The following is a 16,274-nucleotide window of genomic DNA, read 5'->3' on the forward strand; positions in this document are numbered from 1 at the left end:
CTCATTTTGTTCACGTCACTAGGTTCCTTTTGGACTTTCAAAACGGCTTAAAGGGGGATTAATCTTAACCTGCTACGAGCCAACTTGAGAGATCCTACAACGGACTCCAGTTGATTTGCAGCAGGTTAAAACAATTAGGGTTTTATTTTGCCAACGTTCCCCAAAAACTGATTTCAGCAAGTAAAATACGCGGGGGTTGAGTAGGATTGAAATGCTCGAGGCTTCTGAACCGGATGTACCTTACTGTTGCATCGGGATCGGCCGAATTAGCCGGTACAAATTCAAATTCTAACCCACTATCAGAAAGCGCAATATCTTCACTCGTAGGCGCCTGCCAAGGATTAGCCGTTCCGTTGCCCGACGGTTGCACACATTCAAATTTGCCCAAAAGTGTCCAGCTATCGTCCAGACTTCCATCTGGATTGGGGGCTAATGATCCGTATATTTCAAATACCCTTGGATGACCTCTGGTCCAACGATCGTCATTGTTGTTCCGCGGCCACAGTTTCATCCTACTCAGCTTTGCTTTCAGGCCTAGATCCCATGTCATGGTACCAGGTAAGGCTATAGGATCTGCCGAATGCATGAAATTGGTGGTGTTTCCGTCCCATAAATTCGGCAAGGGAAAACCACCATTCATTCCCATATCACCCGGCATCGCCTTTTCAGCCCAGGTAGTCTTCGGAATCAATACCACCGGATCAATCATGGTTTCGACCGCTGGCGCCTGGAATACATCAATTGCCAGCGAGTCCGGTTTATGTGTCGTACTGTAGGATAACGGCTTATTGATGTTAAAATTTGGAAGCAGCGTTTCGGTTTCCGATGTATCGACATCTGTGGTACGGCTTTCACCGTTTATATCCGTCCAAGTCAGCTTAATACCGACTTCAGAACTTTCGCCTGTTCCCCAATTCAGTTTAACATCTTGTCCATCATAATAGGTACTCTTCAACAAACGATTGGTCAGCATGCCCCGGTAATTATCGCCATACACCGTACCCATTACTTCAATAGGGATAGACACGTTCCCTTCGTCGTCATAGGTATGAATCATGAATGAATAGGTATTTTCACTAATCGGTTCGATAATATAGCTGACCGTATCCATGTCTGCAGCCACCGGCAGCTCAACCGAGTCGGTGTAATTATTCCAGAATATCTTTGCTTTCTGTATTCTGGGATCGGTACCTCTCAGCCACGATATTTTGATGCGATTATTGCCCGGATGTGCAATCGGTTCAAGTGCCGGCCCCGGATATATCAATCCGTTCGGAACAATATAGCCTTCGTAAATATCCGTTTGGCTATCGCATGAAGAGAATCCCAAAATGACCCCAATAAAGATGACAAATAGTGCATTCTTCATCATAAATGATTTTTAATGAATTAAGTTTAATTGATTAATTCTCCCCAAAAGCTCAATTCCAAAACGTGAACCGTCGAAAATGATGCATTGGCATAAGTAGATACGGTTCTGAACCTAATATACCTGACTGGGGTGAAAGGATTTGGGGCGAAATCAGTCACGCCAAATTCAAATTCGATGCCCTCATCGGCGAAAGCTTTGTCTTCCTCGGTGATCTGTGCTCCAGGCCCGGATGGTTTCAAACTCTCAAATCGCCCAAGCGGTATCCAACTGTCGTCAAGTTCTCCCGTAGGATTGGGTGAAACAGAACCCCATATTTCGAATACTTTGGCATGTCCTCTGGCCCATCTGTCATCCGTATGCTTGCGCGGCCAATATTTCAACCGACTTAGTTTGACGGTCCTTCCCAGATCCCACGTGATATTGTGAGGAAGCATTTGGGTTTCCAAACCATGAAATCCGTCCTGATCATAGTTCTCATCCCATATTCTTGTCGTTGGGTAACCCGAATTAACCGGAGGTATATCGCCAGGCAGGGTATACGCGTTCCATGTAGATTTGGGAATAAACTCTTCAAACCACGGTGTCACCTCAGCGGTCACGGTATCGGATAAATTGCCCCATCTATCGCGAATGTACATCGCAAATTCTTGTTTCTCGGGATCCAATCCGTCAACACCGCGATAGGTAAACGTTCCTTTTGGCGTAGAAGTATAGTATGTGATTAATTCGCTCATATACCCCAAATTTGCCGTATCCGCCATCAACACGATGGCCAGATTTTCTTCTTCAGGGTTTTCGAAATCGATTGCTACCCCTCCGAACGTATCCCTGAACTTCTTCGTTGCCAGCTGTACGGGCGCCGTCGTTGGGTTAATTTGTACAATATAAGGCGTTGATTCTTTCTCATTTTTACCGACCGAAAATAGTTTAACGTCGTACGTGTCCGGGGTACCGAATCCTTCTAGCACCAAGGAATCTTTGAAGTATGAAGATTTTGTTTCACGTATTACGCCCGGTTTGATTTCATATTCTGCACGAACATAAAGCAGATTCCGATCTACGGGCAACGTATATTTCAATACGGCTCCTCCCGGTCTGTTTTCTACGGTTACATTGGTCACCTGACCGGGGGCTTCCGCAGTATCGTCGATAAAATCAATACGACCCTCTTCCTTGCAACTGATCCATAGCATCGACATTAGTAAGATACTGACAGCTATAATCCTATTTTTCATGATGTATTATGTTAATCGTTACCACCCAATATTTTGCACTAAGTTTGGATTCACTTCAATATCGCTGGTTCTGATTGGCCAGAAATAATCGCGGATACCAAATTTTTGATTTAATAAAAGCTGTGGTTGGTACATCATCCGGTTGACTTCTTCCTCCGTCCCATCAACGGTGGACACCGTCATGTTCCACCCTTGCAGCGGGGTGTGGTATTCGGTCGGCGCAGTTTTCCAACGTCGTATATCCCAAAAGCGTTGTCCTTCGAACGAAAGTTCAATTAAGCGTTCCTTTTGTACAATTGAACGCATACCAGCCTGAGTGTTGTATTTCTGGTTATTGGTGTAGTTATCCCACGATTCCTTCACTCCTTTTAAGCCGGCACGGTTGCGAACCAAATCGATATATCGAAACAGTTCTGCACTATTGGCTCCGTTAGGACCCTCGGCTTCGTTTATCGCTTCAGCATATAATAGATACAGATCGCTCAACCGCATGACAGGCCAGGCATAACTGGGTGAAGATATGCTGTTGATCGCATTAAACTGTGCCTCATACGGGATGAACTTTTTGGGGATATAGCCGGTCCAGTTACCCTGTCCCTGCGAGCCGTCTGTTTCGCCCACTTTAAAGGCCAGGTATCGCAACGACGATGCATCCTTATCGTTATATTGCCCTGCCCCGAACCACACACCGCCATCGAAGCCAACCCATGCGTAAAAACGGGGTTCACGGTCGAAATGCATATCGATCGTGGTTCTTCCCTGCCGTATATAAAGTTTATCCGCTGCCTGTGCGGTTCTTAAGTTATAAAGATCCCCGATATTTCTCGTCTTATCTTCGGCAAGCGGTACGCCATTTTCCGTATAAAACATTTCGGCAATTTTGATCGGCATACCTAACCACTGGCAAACGTCATTACTATTGATATAATCCGGATTTAGTTTGGGCATGGATGCATGGATCATTCCCCCACTTGTGGGAATTGAAATCATTTGTGTGTTTGCCCAGATAACTTCGCTATTTGAACGCAAATTAAACGCGTTCCGGAGGGTGACATTCAAGACGGTTGTATCGTTGTATCGGTCAGCCGCATCTTCAAACGTATACAACATCATCCCTGCTTCATGGCAAATATCAATCGCTTCCTTACATGCGGCCATTGCGGCGGCCCATTTTTCGGACTTGAATTCGGCGTCGAACAGGGGTGTACCGTCATGGTTCCTCAATGTCGCCTGATCATTATTACCGTTGAACAAGGGGCTTGCCGCCGTTACCAATACTTTGGCCTTCAGCGAGAGCGCGATGGGTTTGGTAATACGTCCGTAATCGCTTGCCGGATCGAGTACGATCGTGGGCAACATATCGCCGGCACATGCTTCATCCAGTAATTGCACGATGTAATTGAAACATTCATCTACCGGTTCCCGTTCGACTTTCACCGCATACACATCCGCGTCCACCGGCATATTTTCCCGGATCAGGGGTATGGGACCGTACATCTGCACCAAACTGAAATGATAATAAGCCTTTAACACTTTCGCCTCAGCGGCCCATTGTTCCCGCTCCCAAGCTGGTAAGTCAGGGACTAAATCGACGTTTTCCAAAAACGTATTGCAGACACGTAATGCCTCATACATACCGCCCCATCTGGCAAGCACCGGATTGGTCGCATTTTGTAATCCTTCGCTTATATCCAGACCGGCAAGTGAAAAACGATTAGCAAAATGGGTAGTTCTTCTCGTCCAGATATCGTCGCCTCCCAAGGTGGTCGGATCGCCAGCTCCACCATTTTTTGGCATATACGAATAACAGGTCGCCAAATATTTGCGGGCTTGTGTTCTCGAATTGAATGCCATGTCTAAGGTAGCAATCCCGTCGGGTACAACGTCCAGCCAATTGCCGCAAGCGGTTAAGCCCAATACAGCGGCAAATATTATAAATCTTAATTTTTTCATGTCGCTTATACTTAACTAGTTGAAAGCAAAATTTACCCCGATATTAAACACTCGCTGATTGGGATATCCCAAGCCATTGCCGGCCATTTCCACGTCCCACATTTTAAATTTACTGAAAACAAGCAGGTTGGTTCCACTGAGATAGATCCGGAGATTATTCATCTTGATCCGTTCGGTTAACTGACTGGGTACGGTATAGCCCAACTCCGCCTGCTTAACGCGCAGGAAATTACCATTGCGCATAAACCAGGTGTTGCGTTGGTCTGAGGGCCATTGTTGTACACCGTTTCCGTCAACATAAGCTCCCGGGACATTGTTGGTGTTGACCGCAATATCCAATCGGGGCCAGGTAGCATATAGATTTTGGTTTTCCTCCGACCAATAGCTGTCGGCATAGGCTTGAAGAATCTGTGCGTCACCAAGAAAGGGGGCTGTACTGTGCGCGTTTATCCAAAACGACTGCCGGGCAGCACCCTGTAGAAACACCGAGAAATCAAACCCTTTGTATCCCATGGAAACCCCAAATCCGTAAACGATTTCAGGAACCTCAGGGTAACCCAAGGGTACTTTATCCGCTTCGGTAATCTGACCATCCCGGTTCACATCCAGGTATTTGATATCACCGCCACCATATTTAGAAGTACCTACTTTTTGCGGAGGCGAACTGGCCGCTTCTTCATCGTCGACAAAAAGCCGTTCGGCAATGTACCCGGTTGCCTGACTTAGCGACATGCCAACTCTTGAGCGCCAGGGTTCTTTGTATTCCGGTTCTTCATAGACATCAAATTGGCTGGTTGCATAGGTGAAATTTGCGCGTGCCGAAGACCAAAAATCGGGATTCCAGCTTTTTTGGTATTCCAGCATCACATCCACACCTTTGCCTGATGCCTCCCCTACGTTTGCTCGCGGAACGGCAGTCAAGCCCATGGTATTGGGGATACTTGCCCGCGTCATCAGGATATTGTCTCGTTTTTCGGTAAAATACTCCGTAACAATATTCAGTTCATTCCACAAACCCAATTCAAGCGCGAAATTCTGTTTATAGGATTTTTCCCAAGAGATATAGGGGTTGGCGTACCGGCTGATGGTGATTCCGTTATAAACGGTGTTGTATTCCGATCCGAAAATGGCTCGTCTTCCGGTATTATCCATGTTCACTTCGGAAAGGTAAAAAAAACGGTCTTCGGCTGAACCGATCTGGTCGTTCCCGATTAAGCCGTATGTATAGCGCAGCTTCAGGTTGCTGACCACGGGTTTGATATCTTCCCAGAATGCTTCGTTGGAGATGAGCCATGCCGCGCCCGCCGATGGGAAAAAGCCGAAACGGTTATTGATATCAAAACGTTCGCTTCCGTTGTAACCAAAGTTAAACTCAGCAAAATAACGGGAGTCATACGAATACGTTACCCGCCCCGACAAACCCACATTCCGGGAAGGAAGCGACAACTGTAACGACCCTGCATTGGCGGTCAATGTTTCCCGTGCCTGGAACACCAACATACTGCTGAGGTTGTTTTTCCCGAAATCACGGACGTAGTTTAAGGCCCCTTCAAAATAAAACGAAGAATACTGTTGTCTTTCCCCGGGCAATTCGCCGTATCCCAAATATTCAGTACCAATCTCGGTTTCTACTAACTTGTAATCTCCTGTCAGTCTGTTATAGCGGCTGATTTCGTGATAAAATGGGTTGTATGACCGGTTGACCGCAAATTGTGATAAGCGGCTGATATTTAGCATCCCCCGGCCAGACAATCCCTCCGTAAGAAAATTCAGATCCTGCTTCAACTCGACCTGCGCCAATATCTGTGAGCGCGACCGCTCTTTATAACCGCGAACCATTTCCGCATAGGGATTGATTTTGCTGTTGTTGAAATTGCCGAACAGAATATGCTGCGCATATTGGAAATCTTCGTCGGCCGGGTAATAAGCAGGGAAAAGCACCGGATTGGAATGCACCATTAAATTATACATTTCGGCTCCTCCACGCAAAGGCCCGCTGTATTCTTCGAAATTAGCACTCAGACGCACAATCAATTCGGTGGTATTGGTCAGGTCAATGTTCACATTGGATCTCAAATCGTAATTATTGATGGCGATGTTGTTGTTGAAATTATTGCGTTTGTCGACGTTGAGGATGCCGTTGTCGCGATTGAATGAGCCGGCAACGTAGTAACGTGCGACGCCGCCACCGCCGCTGACATTCACATTACTCCGCTGATTCATCGTATACTCCTTAAACAGCATCTTCTGCCAGTCGTTCGCGGGATAAATGAGCGGATACCTACCTGCATCCGTCATTTCGATTTTTTCCTGCCGGTATAGGATTTCTCCTAGGGGATCCCGGGTAAGGATGGCCTCGTTATGCATTTTCATATACGTCACCGGATCAGCGACATCAACCGTCCGCGTTGGCGCCGATATCGAATTTTCGAAGCGGAATGAAAATTTCGCCGGACCTTCCTTACCTTGTTTGGTAGTAACCAGAATCACCCCGTTTGCACCGCGGGAACCGTACAGCGCTGTTGCGGTGGCATCTTTCAATATGGAGAAACTCTGAATATCGTCTGGCCGGAGGCGGGCAAGATCATTTGGTGTGAGTTGTATCCCGTCTATCAGTATCAGGGGATTGGTGTTTGTGCCGAATGTCGTTATTCCCCGGACAAAGAAATCGGCATTATCCTGCCCGGGTTCCCCGCTGCGCTGATAGGCGATAACACCCGCCGCCTGCCCCGCCAGCGCGGTGGTCAGGTTGCTGGAAGGCACCCTCAGGTCGTCGGGGCTGACGGACGTGACCGAGCCGACCATTTCCCTCTTCTTCTGTGTACCGAAGCCAACCACAACCACGTCGTCAAGCATGGAAGCCGATATTTCCAATACGACATCGATTTGTTGCTGAGTGCCTACGACCACTTCCTCCGTTTGATACCCGACCATCGTAAATACCAGAACGGCATCTTTAGGTACTTCCAACACATACCGCCCGTTTAAGTCGGTACTCGTGACCATACTTGTCCGATCTTTCACCGACACCGTTACGCCGGGGAGTGGGGTTCCAGACGTATCAACAACAATTCCCTGAACCGTGGATTGTTGCCGGAAGTTTGCAAGAAGCCGCTCCCGATGTGTCTTTGTGGCACCTCTTTTTAGAATAACCACCTTCTCGTTCTCCTTCACCACAAAATCAAGGGGAAGGTCTTTCAAGCTTTCGGCCAGCACCTCGCTGATGTTATCGGATTCGATGGAAATACTGATTGCATCGAGCTCCTTGATATCGTTCCGGTTATACAGAAAGGCATATCCGGTTTGCCGCTGTATTTCTTTCATCAATGCCGTTACACTGCCGTTGGACATATCCAGGCGGACCGTTTGCGCCACTCCCTTTGCATGGATTTGAAGGGAAGCGAGTACAATAAAAAACGCGGTGATTTTCAAATACAATAAAAAACTAGTGACAGGGGATACGTATATATTTCTCCCCATAAAAGAAAAAAATTGCATAATTTTGATTTCGTTTAGCTATATAACACATAACCTAAAAGTGATCGCAAAGCTTTATAGGTGTTACTGAACTGGACGAATCAGCCACACCGGTTGCCTCCGGTGTGGTTTCTCCAGGTTTACATGGGTAGTATTTTTATGTCATAACGGTAATCCTCCTCCCCTCGATTAAAAACTTGACGTGACCTGTCAATTCCAGCAGCTCCAACAGCTTGGAAATCGAAAAGCTCCTGGGAAGCATCAGTATGCTGAATTGCTCGGTAATCTGTGTTTTGTATTCGACATCTACGTCGTACCACCGGGCAACCTCCGTCATGATCGTCTTTAACTCTGCATTTTCAAAGTTAAAGTAACCGTCTTTCCAAGAAGTTTCCGCGCTTAATTCTACTTTTCGTTTTAACAACACGGGGTTCGATGCTTGCGTAGCCAGCTGTACTTGTTCGCCGGACCTCATCAACAGTGCATCTTCACCAGCTTTGAACTTTACACTGCCTTCTTCCAGCGTTGTCTTTATGGTTGTATCATCCGGGTACGCCTTCACGTTAAAGGACGTTCCCAGCACTTCAATTTTTGCAAGGCTGGGAAGATTGACGATAAAAGGCCGCGCTTTGTCCGAGACAACGTCGAAATAGACTTCTCCCTGTATTTCAACTACGCGCTGTTTTTGATCAAAAAACGAAGGGAAGCGGATGCTCGATGCTGCATTTAACTTTGCCGAGCTACCATCCGGTAAGATAACCCGATATTGACCGCCCTCTGGGGTCTTAACCGTGTTAAAACCCCGTGTTTTTTCGTTCTTTTTGGGTAAATATCTGATTTGACCTTCCGAGAATTCGACTCCTAGTGCGTCACGTCGCAGCGACCCATTCGTGGTTGATGGATCGCCGAGGAAAAGCGTGTGGCCATCGGCAAGAGTCGCTACAGCTTTATTTGAACCCGCATCAATATCGTTTCTGTACCGTTCTTTTCGAGTTAAAGAGCTGATCTCTTCGGTATGGCTTCTGTACAACCAAACTGCCGCGAACGTCGCAAGAAACAACGTCAGGCCGGCGACCAATCGGGTCGAAGAAAAGGAAAATAAAGTTTTAGCGTCCGAAATCTCTTTGGGCTTTTCCTGTTTAGGTCCGGCGAAATCAGCCCATTCACGAATCAAAAAAGAATCGTCGTCGCCAAGCTCCGTGTACAGCGCGTTCAGCTCGGGATACTTCTGTAAATATCCTTGCAATTCAATTCGCTCTAACTCGGTTAAACTACCGTCAATAAACAACCTGAATAATTCTTCTATCCGCTCCGATTCGGGGTTCATATTTGGTCCTTTACCTACTATAACAACTGACGAGGAAATTCAACCCATTGAATCGAATTTTTTCAAACGAGGCTTTTGGATGTCAGTGATTTCTTAAGCAGGTTGAGCGCACGGGTTTTCACATTTCGGACATTCTGTTCCGAGGTATTTAGTTTTTCTGAGATCTCCTTTATTGAAAGGCCATCGCGATAAATCAGGTTGAAGACTACCTTGACCTTATGGGGCATTTTTTCGACTTTGTCATAGATGTAACCGAGGAGTTGGGCCTTTATGATTTTAGTCAGAATAAAATCTTCGGTGTTTTCGGACAAATATAAAATCTCGGTATGTGCCGTAGACCGTACCTTCATGGATTTCAAATAGTTAATGGCGGCATTTTTAGCTGCTTTGTACAGAAAGGCTTTCACGGACGCCAGTTCATCGAAGTTCATTCGATTAGCCCACACCTTTTGGAAGCACTCCGAAGCGATGTCCTCGGCCTGCTGTTCATTGTTTGTCAGTTGGAATACAAAGTGACAAATAGGCCGATAATATCGCTCAAATATTCCATTGAAGGTATGTTGGGATATTCCCATTTTATTGGACAACATTTGCAAAATCGATTTATTTCCTATGGTTAGTCCGTGAGGGCAGAAACGTCCTACACATTTATCTGCCACAATGCTATCTAAAATGAAACAGAAAACTATCCTGCGGTGTCCTGTAACAAACGTGTTATTGGATTAAAACGCATGGCCATGGTCGCTCTCCACAAAGATAAAGAATTACCTACAACAAGTCAATATAAAACATGACTTTTTATTGCCATTTTATTTTCAGCTTTCCCTGATGGAAACAATGGCAATCGGAGAATTTAAAATTAAAATGGGTAAACGCATCAGGCAGCTTCGTAAAGCGGCAAAACTTAGCCAAGAAAAACTAGCGATAAAAGCGGGGTGTAAGGACAAACAAATCATCAGCGAATATGAAGTCAACGGAGCAAACCCAACCGCTTATACATTAATGCAATTGGCACCTGCTTTAAACGTTGCCATTAATGAGCTATTTGATTTTTCGGATTTACCCGAATAATTCAGGATACGTTACGGTTTATTCAGTGACACCCGGTATAAATCTTTTCGTCGATCGAGCAGGTTTTTCACCGTTCCGTATTGATTGAGCTCTTTCAATAAATTCAAATCTACATCCACTACCAACACCATTTCGGTATTTGGCGTAGCCTCAGCCTTGACTGCGTTGTTGGGGAATGCAAAATCGGAAGGCGTAAACACGGCCGACTGCGCGTATTGGATATCCATATTGTTGACTTTGGGCAAATTGCCTACCGAACCGGCAATGGCTACGTAACATTCATTTTCGATTGCCCGCGCCTGCGCACAGTTCCTAACCCGGATATAGCCATTTTGCGTATCTGTCAGAAAGGGCACGAACAAAATCTGCATTCCCTGATCCGCCAGTATTCTGCCGAGTTCCGGGAATTCCACGTCGTAACAGATCAAAATACCGATTTTTCCACAGTCGGTATCAAAGACACGAACTTCATTGCCGCCATACATCCCATAATATTTGGTTTCGTTCGGCGTGATGTGCACCTTTCTGTATTCTTCGATCTTTCCATTGCGCTGGCAGAGGTACGACACATTATACAATCTATTAGCGTCATCGACAAATGGCATGGATCCTGAAACGATATTCACATTGTAGGAGACCGCAAGTTGTTGGATTTTCTCCTTCGTTTCCCCGGTCAGTTTAGCCAGTTCACGCATTGCCTCTGTAGTAGGCAGATGGTTATAGGGCTCCATCAACGGCGTGTTGAAAAACTCCGGAAACAACGCGAAATCGGCGCCGTATCCGCTCACAACATCTACGAAAAACTCGACCTGTTCATGAAATGCCGCAATATCCCGGAACGTGCGCATTTGCCACTGTACCAACCCCAAGCGGATCGTTTGTTTGGTAGGTGATGCCGCTCGTGTTTTTGGTTCGTAATAGATGTTATTCCACTCCATCAACGTGGCATACTCCCGGGATTCGATATCTCCCGGCAGATAGTTTTTCAGCACTTTTTTGACGTGGAAGTCATTGGCCAGTTGAAAGGTGAGCGCCGGATCATAAATTTCCTTGAGTTTGACCTTGTCGATATACTGCCGGGGTGATAATTCGTCCGCATGTTCATGGTACTTAGGCAGGCGGCCACCAAGCAGGATACCTTTCAGGTTCCAATGTTCACACAATTCCTTGCGCGCGTCATACAGCCGCCGTCCCAGCCGCAAATCACGGAATTCGGGATGCACAAAGATCTCGATGCCGTAAAGTACATTACCATCCGGGTCGTGGGTAGAAAACGTCCCTTCCGCGATGATCTCCCTGTAGGGATGGGTGATATCCGTCTTCCGTGTATCGATCACGATGGCCAATGCGCAGGCAACCACCCGGCCATCGACATCCACACACAGCTGACCGTCGGGAAACATGCCGATTAAATCTCTGATATTATTCCGAGTCCAGAGCCCCCCTACTCCGCCGTAAGCCTGGTTCATGGAATCAATCAAATCGTTGTAATCCTTGAGTGATAATTTTCTGACCTGGATGTTCATTTGAAATAATTGTTGTAAACAGTCCGCACGTTCGCCGCTTTTGTTCAAAGCGATGATACGGCAAGCTACCGAATCCTGCCTTAAACGTAACAAATCATTTTGAAAGCTACAAGAAGCTCCAGGAGCATTACGGATATCCCGGGAGGGCTTGTGGCGGCACGGACCGACGGGTGCGGCGCAACGTATGCGTATCCGAGGCTATCCATCGCGTCGTGGCCTACTTACGGAGCCCGGACGCGTTTTGGCTAATCAATGGCATCGTATTCGCCCTGTAATGCGTACCACCCGAAAATACACAAGCCACCTGTTATGATGGGCATGAGAATAAACGTGTAGATGATTGCAGGAACCAGATCCTCGGTTTTACCGCTTGTAAACTGCGGTATGGCTTGGCTAACGATCAGGTAGTATCCCGCAGCCAATCCAAGAACGATCCAAACAACACCTAATATTCGCTTGATTATGTTCATGGCCTATTGGATATTTTGATTTTTATTTTTGAGATACAGCAATCCGATAATGAAACTAACACCGGCGATCAGTATGGGATACCATAACCCTGCCAGATGCGGTTTGGCATAGGGCGCCGCTTCCGATACTTGCTGCATAGCTGTATTGGTCACTTGCGCTTTGGTTACGAGATAGGTTGCCACGGCCGGCAATAACCCCCCAAATATACCATTTCCAACGTGGTAAGGCAGCGACATGGAGGTATAGCGGATCCGCACAGGAAACATCTCCACCAAAAAAGCAGCGATCGGACCGTACACCATGGTCACGTACAATACTTGGATGAATACCAGCAACACAAGGGACCAAAATGCGCTTTGCCCGACATGCACGGTCGTCTTCGTCGTTTCACCTTCCGTTACGGAGGTAGCTGTACTTCCGTCGTCGTATACTTTTACCGTCGTGTTTCCTTCTTTGCGCTGCTGATCCACCAATTCCTGTTTGGAGGTGATATCTGTAAGCTGATACATGCGATCATAAATTGGCCGGTAGGTCAGGATAGCCAGCAGCATGCCCGCCAGCATCACAGACTTACGTCCAATCCGGTCGGACAACCATCCGAAAAAGACAAAGAAACCCGTACCTCCCAGTAACGCGGCACCAATAATGAAATTGGTCTGATCGAAATCCACATGACATACGTTCTGAAGGAAAGACAACGCATAAAATTGACCGGTATACCATATCACCCCCTGTCCCATCGTTGCGCCGAACAGCGCGAGCAGTACGAATTTAAAATTGAACTTATTTCCGAACGATTCCTTCAAGGGATTCGTCGACGTGTTTCCCTCGCTCTTCGCCTTTTTAAATAACGGAGATTCGTCCATATTACGCCGGATAAAATACGATACAACCACCATCACCGATGACAGCAGGAAAGGGAGGCGCCATCCCCAATTATCGAACGCCTCTGACGACATACTACTCTTTGTGAGCATAATAACTGCAAGGGAGATAAATAGCCCGAAGGTAGCTGTCGTCTGTATCCAAGAAGTCCGAAAACCTCGTTTATGCGGTTCGGAATGCTCGGCCACATAGGTTGCCGCACCACCGTATTCTCCGCCGAGAGCAAGCCCCTGCAATAGGCGTAGCACGAGTACGAGTACCGGTGCGAGAAAACCGATCGTTTCATACCCCGGCACGAGTCCGATAGCACATGTCGACAAGCCCATCAATAGCAACGTAACCATAAAGGTATATTTCCGGCCGATGATATCCCCTAGGCGACCGAAAAATAAAGCTCCGAAAGGCCGCACCACAAAACCGGCAGCAAACGTCGCTAACGTGGATAGAAAGGCGGCGGTAGGGTTGTCCGGTGGAAAAAACTTGGTAGAAATGATGATGGCAAGGCTACCAAAGATGTAAAAATCATACCACTCGATTAACGTGCCCAATGAAGATGCACCAATCACTTTCCATAAAGTCTTTTTGGAGGACGCGGGAACGCTTCCAACAGAGTTTTCTTCCATAAAATCGGTTTATAACAGAATAAGTAGCTATCTAAAAATTGTTAACGCGCTAAAGTAAGATTATTTACGGAGAAAGTCTCCTAATTTTGATATTCCTGAAATAAGCAGCGTCATGATGATCCTGCAGGAGGATGTACCCGGCATCCGCCTCCCCATACGACGTCCGATATCCACTAAACTTCGTATCCGCAACCCGCTTCCTGAATTCCGGCGAACCGCGTTCATACGTGAGCACCTTCCGTCCATTCAACCAATGTTCCACATACATACCTTTGGCGACGATCCTGGCTTCATTCCACTCACCCTGCTTGAGCATCTTCCGTTTGGGCCGGTATAGGAGATAAAGAGAGGCCGTACTGGTCTCCGGACTTTTGCCGTTTTTGACAGATGCATGTTTAAAATCATCAATCAATTGGTATTCCGGACCATTTAGTTCCACTTTTCCCTTGGCATTTTCAAGCGGCGCAACGAAATACTTGATACCCGTATTTGCAGAATCGGCCAGCTTGAAATCGAGCACCAATTCGAAATCCGAGAATTGCTCACGAGTAACGATGTCACCGCCTGTTGGCCCGGGTAACAGCGTCAGCACACCGTCTTTGACCACCCAGTCCGTCGAAGGAAATCGGTCGCCCTGCACACTCCGCCACCGGATCGTTGGATCCTGTCCATCAAAAAGCAATTCCCAGCCCTCTTCGCGTTCTTTTTCGGTAAGACGCGTAACACCGCTCCCTACGGCATCGATGGCCACCTTGGGTTGCTTTCCCTGAAGCTGCAGCATACCGACGGCATAGCGCCGCCCATATTCAGAAGCCGAAGGACTGTCGAAATGCGTGCCATCGCCATGGTGCCACAATCCTTCCGAAGAGACCACCCTGGTATTCGGCACAGCATCCGGTAACTTCGGCAGTTGCTTATTGACCGCCTCATAGTTTTTTCGGTATCTACCCAATTCTCCCACAACAAAGGGTAAACTCGGGTTGCCGACCACTGTCCGTATCCGCTGAATAAATTCAGTCAGCCGATCCATATACAGCGATGCGGCTTCCGGATTACTATCCCCTTCGCCCTGGTGCCAGATTACGCCTTTTACCACGCCATATTTCATCGCTTCCATAATGCGGATCACCGCATCGTTATAGGGATAGGTATCCGATGGTTTGTCATATACACCGGGAGCCCATTTGGTAATCGCTGTCCCTCCCACGGCGCAGGGCACCAATCCAATGGTAGCGTCCGGGTAAGCTTCGGCCATGGCAATGCCAAACGAAAGCCCCGGGCCAACCCCCGCCACTTTGGGCTTATCGAAATGCAAAGGATGTGCTGCCGGCAGCCATTGCTGATGCTTATCAAACATCCGTACCCGCTCATGTCCCATGGATTTATACGCTTCGGTCAGCGGTCCACGGCCGGCCATATTCGATTGTCCCATCAAAATGTAGAGGTGCAGGCTGCTATCCCGCTGCTGGGCAGAACCCACTAAAGGGATTACCATCCAGATGCCAAGTAACCATTTGAAAGCGATATGGAAAGTCGAGTTCATTTTTTTGTGCGTTTGAATGCGTCCGGCGCTTACAGCAAATTTGCACTTTCCCGGTCAATAAACAATGTCGCATCGGGGTGCGTCCTCAGAATTGTTGAGGGATATTGGGGCGAAATTTCGGCATTTAATGTGTGTCTCACGGCCGCCGCTTTGTTCGATCCCGGCACCATGCAGAAGATGAAGGGAGCCGCCATTAACGCAGGAATCGTCAGTGTCAGCGCATGCGTAGGCACCGCCTCCAGTTCGGCGAAACAACCGTCGTTGACCTGTTGCTGCCGACAGGCCAAATCGAGGTCGACAACCTTGACCTTCGCATCATCGTTAAAATCTGCTACGTGTGGGTCATTGAATGCGATGTGGCAATTTTCACCGATTCCCATGCAGACGATGTCTGTAGGATGATGTGCCAGCAAATCTGTATATCGGAGGCATTCCTCCTGAATGTTGGCAGCGTTTCCATCAAGGTAATTAACCGATCGAAACGGTACATTCGCGAACAGCCGTTCATTCAAGAATTGACCAAAGCGTTGAGGCGCGTCCTTGGGAAGGCCGATGTATTCGTCCATATGGAAGGCGTTGATCCGCTCCCACTCAATCCCGGCCTGTCCGACAAGCGCTTCCAGAAATTCATTTTGGGAAGGCGCTGCCGCAAAGATCATATTTACGGTTTCCTGTTGGCTGAGAAGTTCCCGTATTTTGGCTGTTACCGCATCAGCTGCTACTTTTCCCATAGCGGGGCGATCGTCAAATTGGGCCACCCTCAATAAATCGACTTTATCCGTTGTCATACT

The 16,274-nt window shown here is 47.4% G+C and carries 13 protein-coding genes; 2 read left to right on the forward strand and 11 right to left on the reverse strand.

What is annotated here, in order from left to right; translation table 11 throughout:
• Positions 1 to 142 precede the first annotated feature (142 nt).
• From ACFQRK_RS08125 to ACFQRK_RS08150, 6 genes are all read right to left on the reverse strand, one after another.
• Positions 143 to 1,372: a DUF4998 domain-containing protein gene (locus ACFQRK_RS08125; protein ID WP_379005416.1), complete on the reverse strand. Its 1,230-nt coding sequence runs from the start codon at positions 1,370 to 1,372 to the stop codon at positions 143 to 145.
• 23 nt (positions 1,373 to 1,395) lie between these two features.
• Complete coding sequence (locus tag ACFQRK_RS08130; protein ID WP_379005418.1) at positions 1,396 to 2,607, reverse strand: DUF4959 domain-containing protein; 1,212 nt, start codon at positions 2,605 to 2,607, stop codon at positions 1,396 to 1,398.
• 18 nt (positions 2,608 to 2,625) lie between these two features.
• Entirely contained in the window at positions 2,626 to 4,560 is a 1,935-nt protein-coding gene (locus ACFQRK_RS08135) for a RagB/SusD family nutrient uptake outer membrane protein (protein ID WP_379005420.1), read from the reverse strand.
• Positions 4,561 to 4,575: 15 nt separating this feature from the next.
• Positions 4,576 to 8,040, reverse strand: a complete 3,465-nt coding sequence (locus ACFQRK_RS08140) for a SusC/RagA family TonB-linked outer membrane protein (RefSeq protein ID WP_379005422.1) — start codon at positions 8,038 to 8,040, stop codon at positions 4,576 to 4,578.
• A gap of 154 nt (positions 8,041 to 8,194) precedes the next feature.
• Positions 8,195 to 9,364: a FecR family protein gene (locus tag ACFQRK_RS08145; protein WP_379005424.1), complete on the reverse strand. Its 1,170-nt coding sequence runs from the start codon at positions 9,362 to 9,364 to the stop codon at positions 8,195 to 8,197.
• 62 nt (positions 9,365 to 9,426) lie between these two features.
• On the reverse strand, positions 9,427 to 9,954 hold the full coding sequence (locus ACFQRK_RS08150) for an RNA polymerase sigma-70 factor (RefSeq protein ID WP_379005426.1): 528 nt from the start codon (positions 9,952 to 9,954) through the stop codon (positions 9,427 to 9,429).
• 238 nt (positions 9,955 to 10,192) lie between these two features.
• On the opposite strand from ACFQRK_RS08150, the gene ACFQRK_RS08155 reads away from it, so the two are divergent.
• Positions 10,193 to 10,435, forward strand: coding sequence for a helix-turn-helix domain-containing protein (locus ACFQRK_RS08155; RefSeq protein ID WP_379005428.1), 243 nt, complete (start codon positions 10,193 to 10,195; stop codon positions 10,433 to 10,435).
• A gap of 11 nt (positions 10,436 to 10,446) precedes the next feature.
• Here ACFQRK_RS08155 and ACFQRK_RS08160 read toward each other — a convergent pair whose 3' ends face one another.
• A complete protein-coding gene (locus ACFQRK_RS08160; protein ID WP_379005430.1) occupies positions 10,447 to 11,961 on the reverse strand; it encodes a GNAT family N-acetyltransferase in 1,515 nt (504 codons plus the stop codon).
• Positions 11,962 to 12,060: 99 nt separating this feature from the next.
• On the opposite strand from ACFQRK_RS08160, the gene ACFQRK_RS08165 reads away from it, so the two are divergent.
• Positions 12,061 to 12,210, forward strand: a complete 150-nt coding sequence (locus ACFQRK_RS08165; RefSeq protein ID WP_379005432.1) for a hypothetical protein — start codon at positions 12,061 to 12,063, stop codon at positions 12,208 to 12,210.
• On the opposite strand, the gene ACFQRK_RS08170 is transcribed toward ACFQRK_RS08165, so the two are convergent.
• From ACFQRK_RS08170 to ACFQRK_RS08185, 4 genes are all read right to left on the reverse strand, one after another.
• Positions 12,207 to 12,431, reverse strand: a complete 225-nt coding sequence (locus tag ACFQRK_RS08170) for a DUF6814 family protein (RefSeq protein ID WP_379005434.1) — start codon at positions 12,429 to 12,431, stop codon at positions 12,207 to 12,209. The two genes, ACFQRK_RS08165 and ACFQRK_RS08170, sit on opposite strands and share 4 nt — an antisense overlap.
• A gap of 3 nt (positions 12,432 to 12,434) precedes the next feature.
• Positions 12,435 to 13,940 carry an MFS transporter gene (locus ACFQRK_RS08175; protein ID WP_379005436.1) on the reverse strand — a complete coding sequence of 502 codons (1,506 nt, stop codon included), beginning with the start codon at positions 13,938 to 13,940 and terminating at the stop codon, positions 12,435 to 12,437.
• Positions 13,941 to 14,004: 64 nt separating this feature from the next.
• Positions 14,005 to 15,483: a sialate O-acetylesterase gene (locus ACFQRK_RS08180; protein WP_379005438.1), complete on the reverse strand. Its 1,479-nt coding sequence runs from the start codon at positions 15,481 to 15,483 to the stop codon at positions 14,005 to 14,007.
• Between the two features lie 29 nt (positions 15,484 to 15,512).
• Positions 15,513 to 16,271 carry a glucosamine-6-phosphate deaminase gene (locus ACFQRK_RS08185; RefSeq protein WP_379005440.1) on the reverse strand — a complete coding sequence of 253 codons (759 nt, stop codon included), beginning with the start codon at positions 16,269 to 16,271 and terminating at the stop codon, positions 15,513 to 15,515.
• Positions 16,272 to 16,274 lie beyond the last annotated feature (3 nt).

The organism is Parapedobacter sp. GCM10030251, from assembly GCF_042666505.1.
GTDB lineage: Bacteria > Bacteroidota > Bacteroidia > Sphingobacteriales > Sphingobacteriaceae > Parapedobacter.

Excerpts from the sequence above, each read along its gene's own strand:
- ACFQRK_RS08135 (WP_379005420.1), bottom strand. The coding sequence starts at position 4,560 with ATGAAAAAATTAAGATTTATAATATTTGCCGCTGTATTGGGCTTAACC.
- ACFQRK_RS08150 (WP_379005426.1), bottom strand. The coding sequence starts at position 9,954 with ATGTTGTCCAATAAAATGGGAATATCCCAACATACCTTCAATGGAATA.
- ACFQRK_RS08160 (WP_379005430.1), bottom strand. The coding sequence starts at position 11,961 with ATGAACATCCAGGTCAGAAAATTATCACTCAAGGATTACAACGATTTG.
- ACFQRK_RS08130 (WP_379005418.1), bottom strand. The coding sequence starts at position 2,607 with ATGAAAAATAGGATTATAGCTGTCAGTATCTTACTAATGTCGATGCTA.
- ACFQRK_RS08175 (WP_379005436.1), bottom strand. The coding sequence starts at position 13,940 with ATGGAAGAAAACTCTGTTGGAAGCGTTCCCGCGTCCTCCAAAAAGACT.
- ACFQRK_RS08155 (WP_379005428.1), top strand. The coding sequence starts at position 10,193 with ATGGAAACAATGGCAATCGGAGAATTTAAAATTAAAATGGGTAAACGC.
- ACFQRK_RS08140 (WP_379005422.1), bottom strand. The coding sequence starts at position 8,040 with ATGGGGAGAAATATATACGTATCCCCTGTCACTAGTTTTTTATTGTAT.
- ACFQRK_RS08185 (WP_379005440.1), bottom strand. The coding sequence starts at position 16,271 with ATGACAACGGATAAAGTCGATTTATTGAGGGTGGCCCAATTTGACGAT.
- ACFQRK_RS08170 (WP_379005434.1), bottom strand. The coding sequence starts at position 12,431 with ATGAACATAATCAAGCGAATATTAGGTGTTGTTTGGATCGTTCTTGGA.
- ACFQRK_RS08145 (WP_379005424.1), bottom strand. The coding sequence starts at position 9,364 with ATGAACCCCGAATCGGAGCGGATAGAAGAATTATTCAGGTTGTTTATT.
- ACFQRK_RS08125 (WP_379005416.1), bottom strand. The coding sequence starts at position 1,372 with ATGATGAAGAATGCACTATTTGTCATCTTTATTGGGGTCATTTTGGGA.
- ACFQRK_RS08180 (WP_379005438.1), bottom strand. The coding sequence starts at position 15,483 with ATGAACTCGACTTTCCATATCGCTTTCAAATGGTTACTTGGCATCTGG.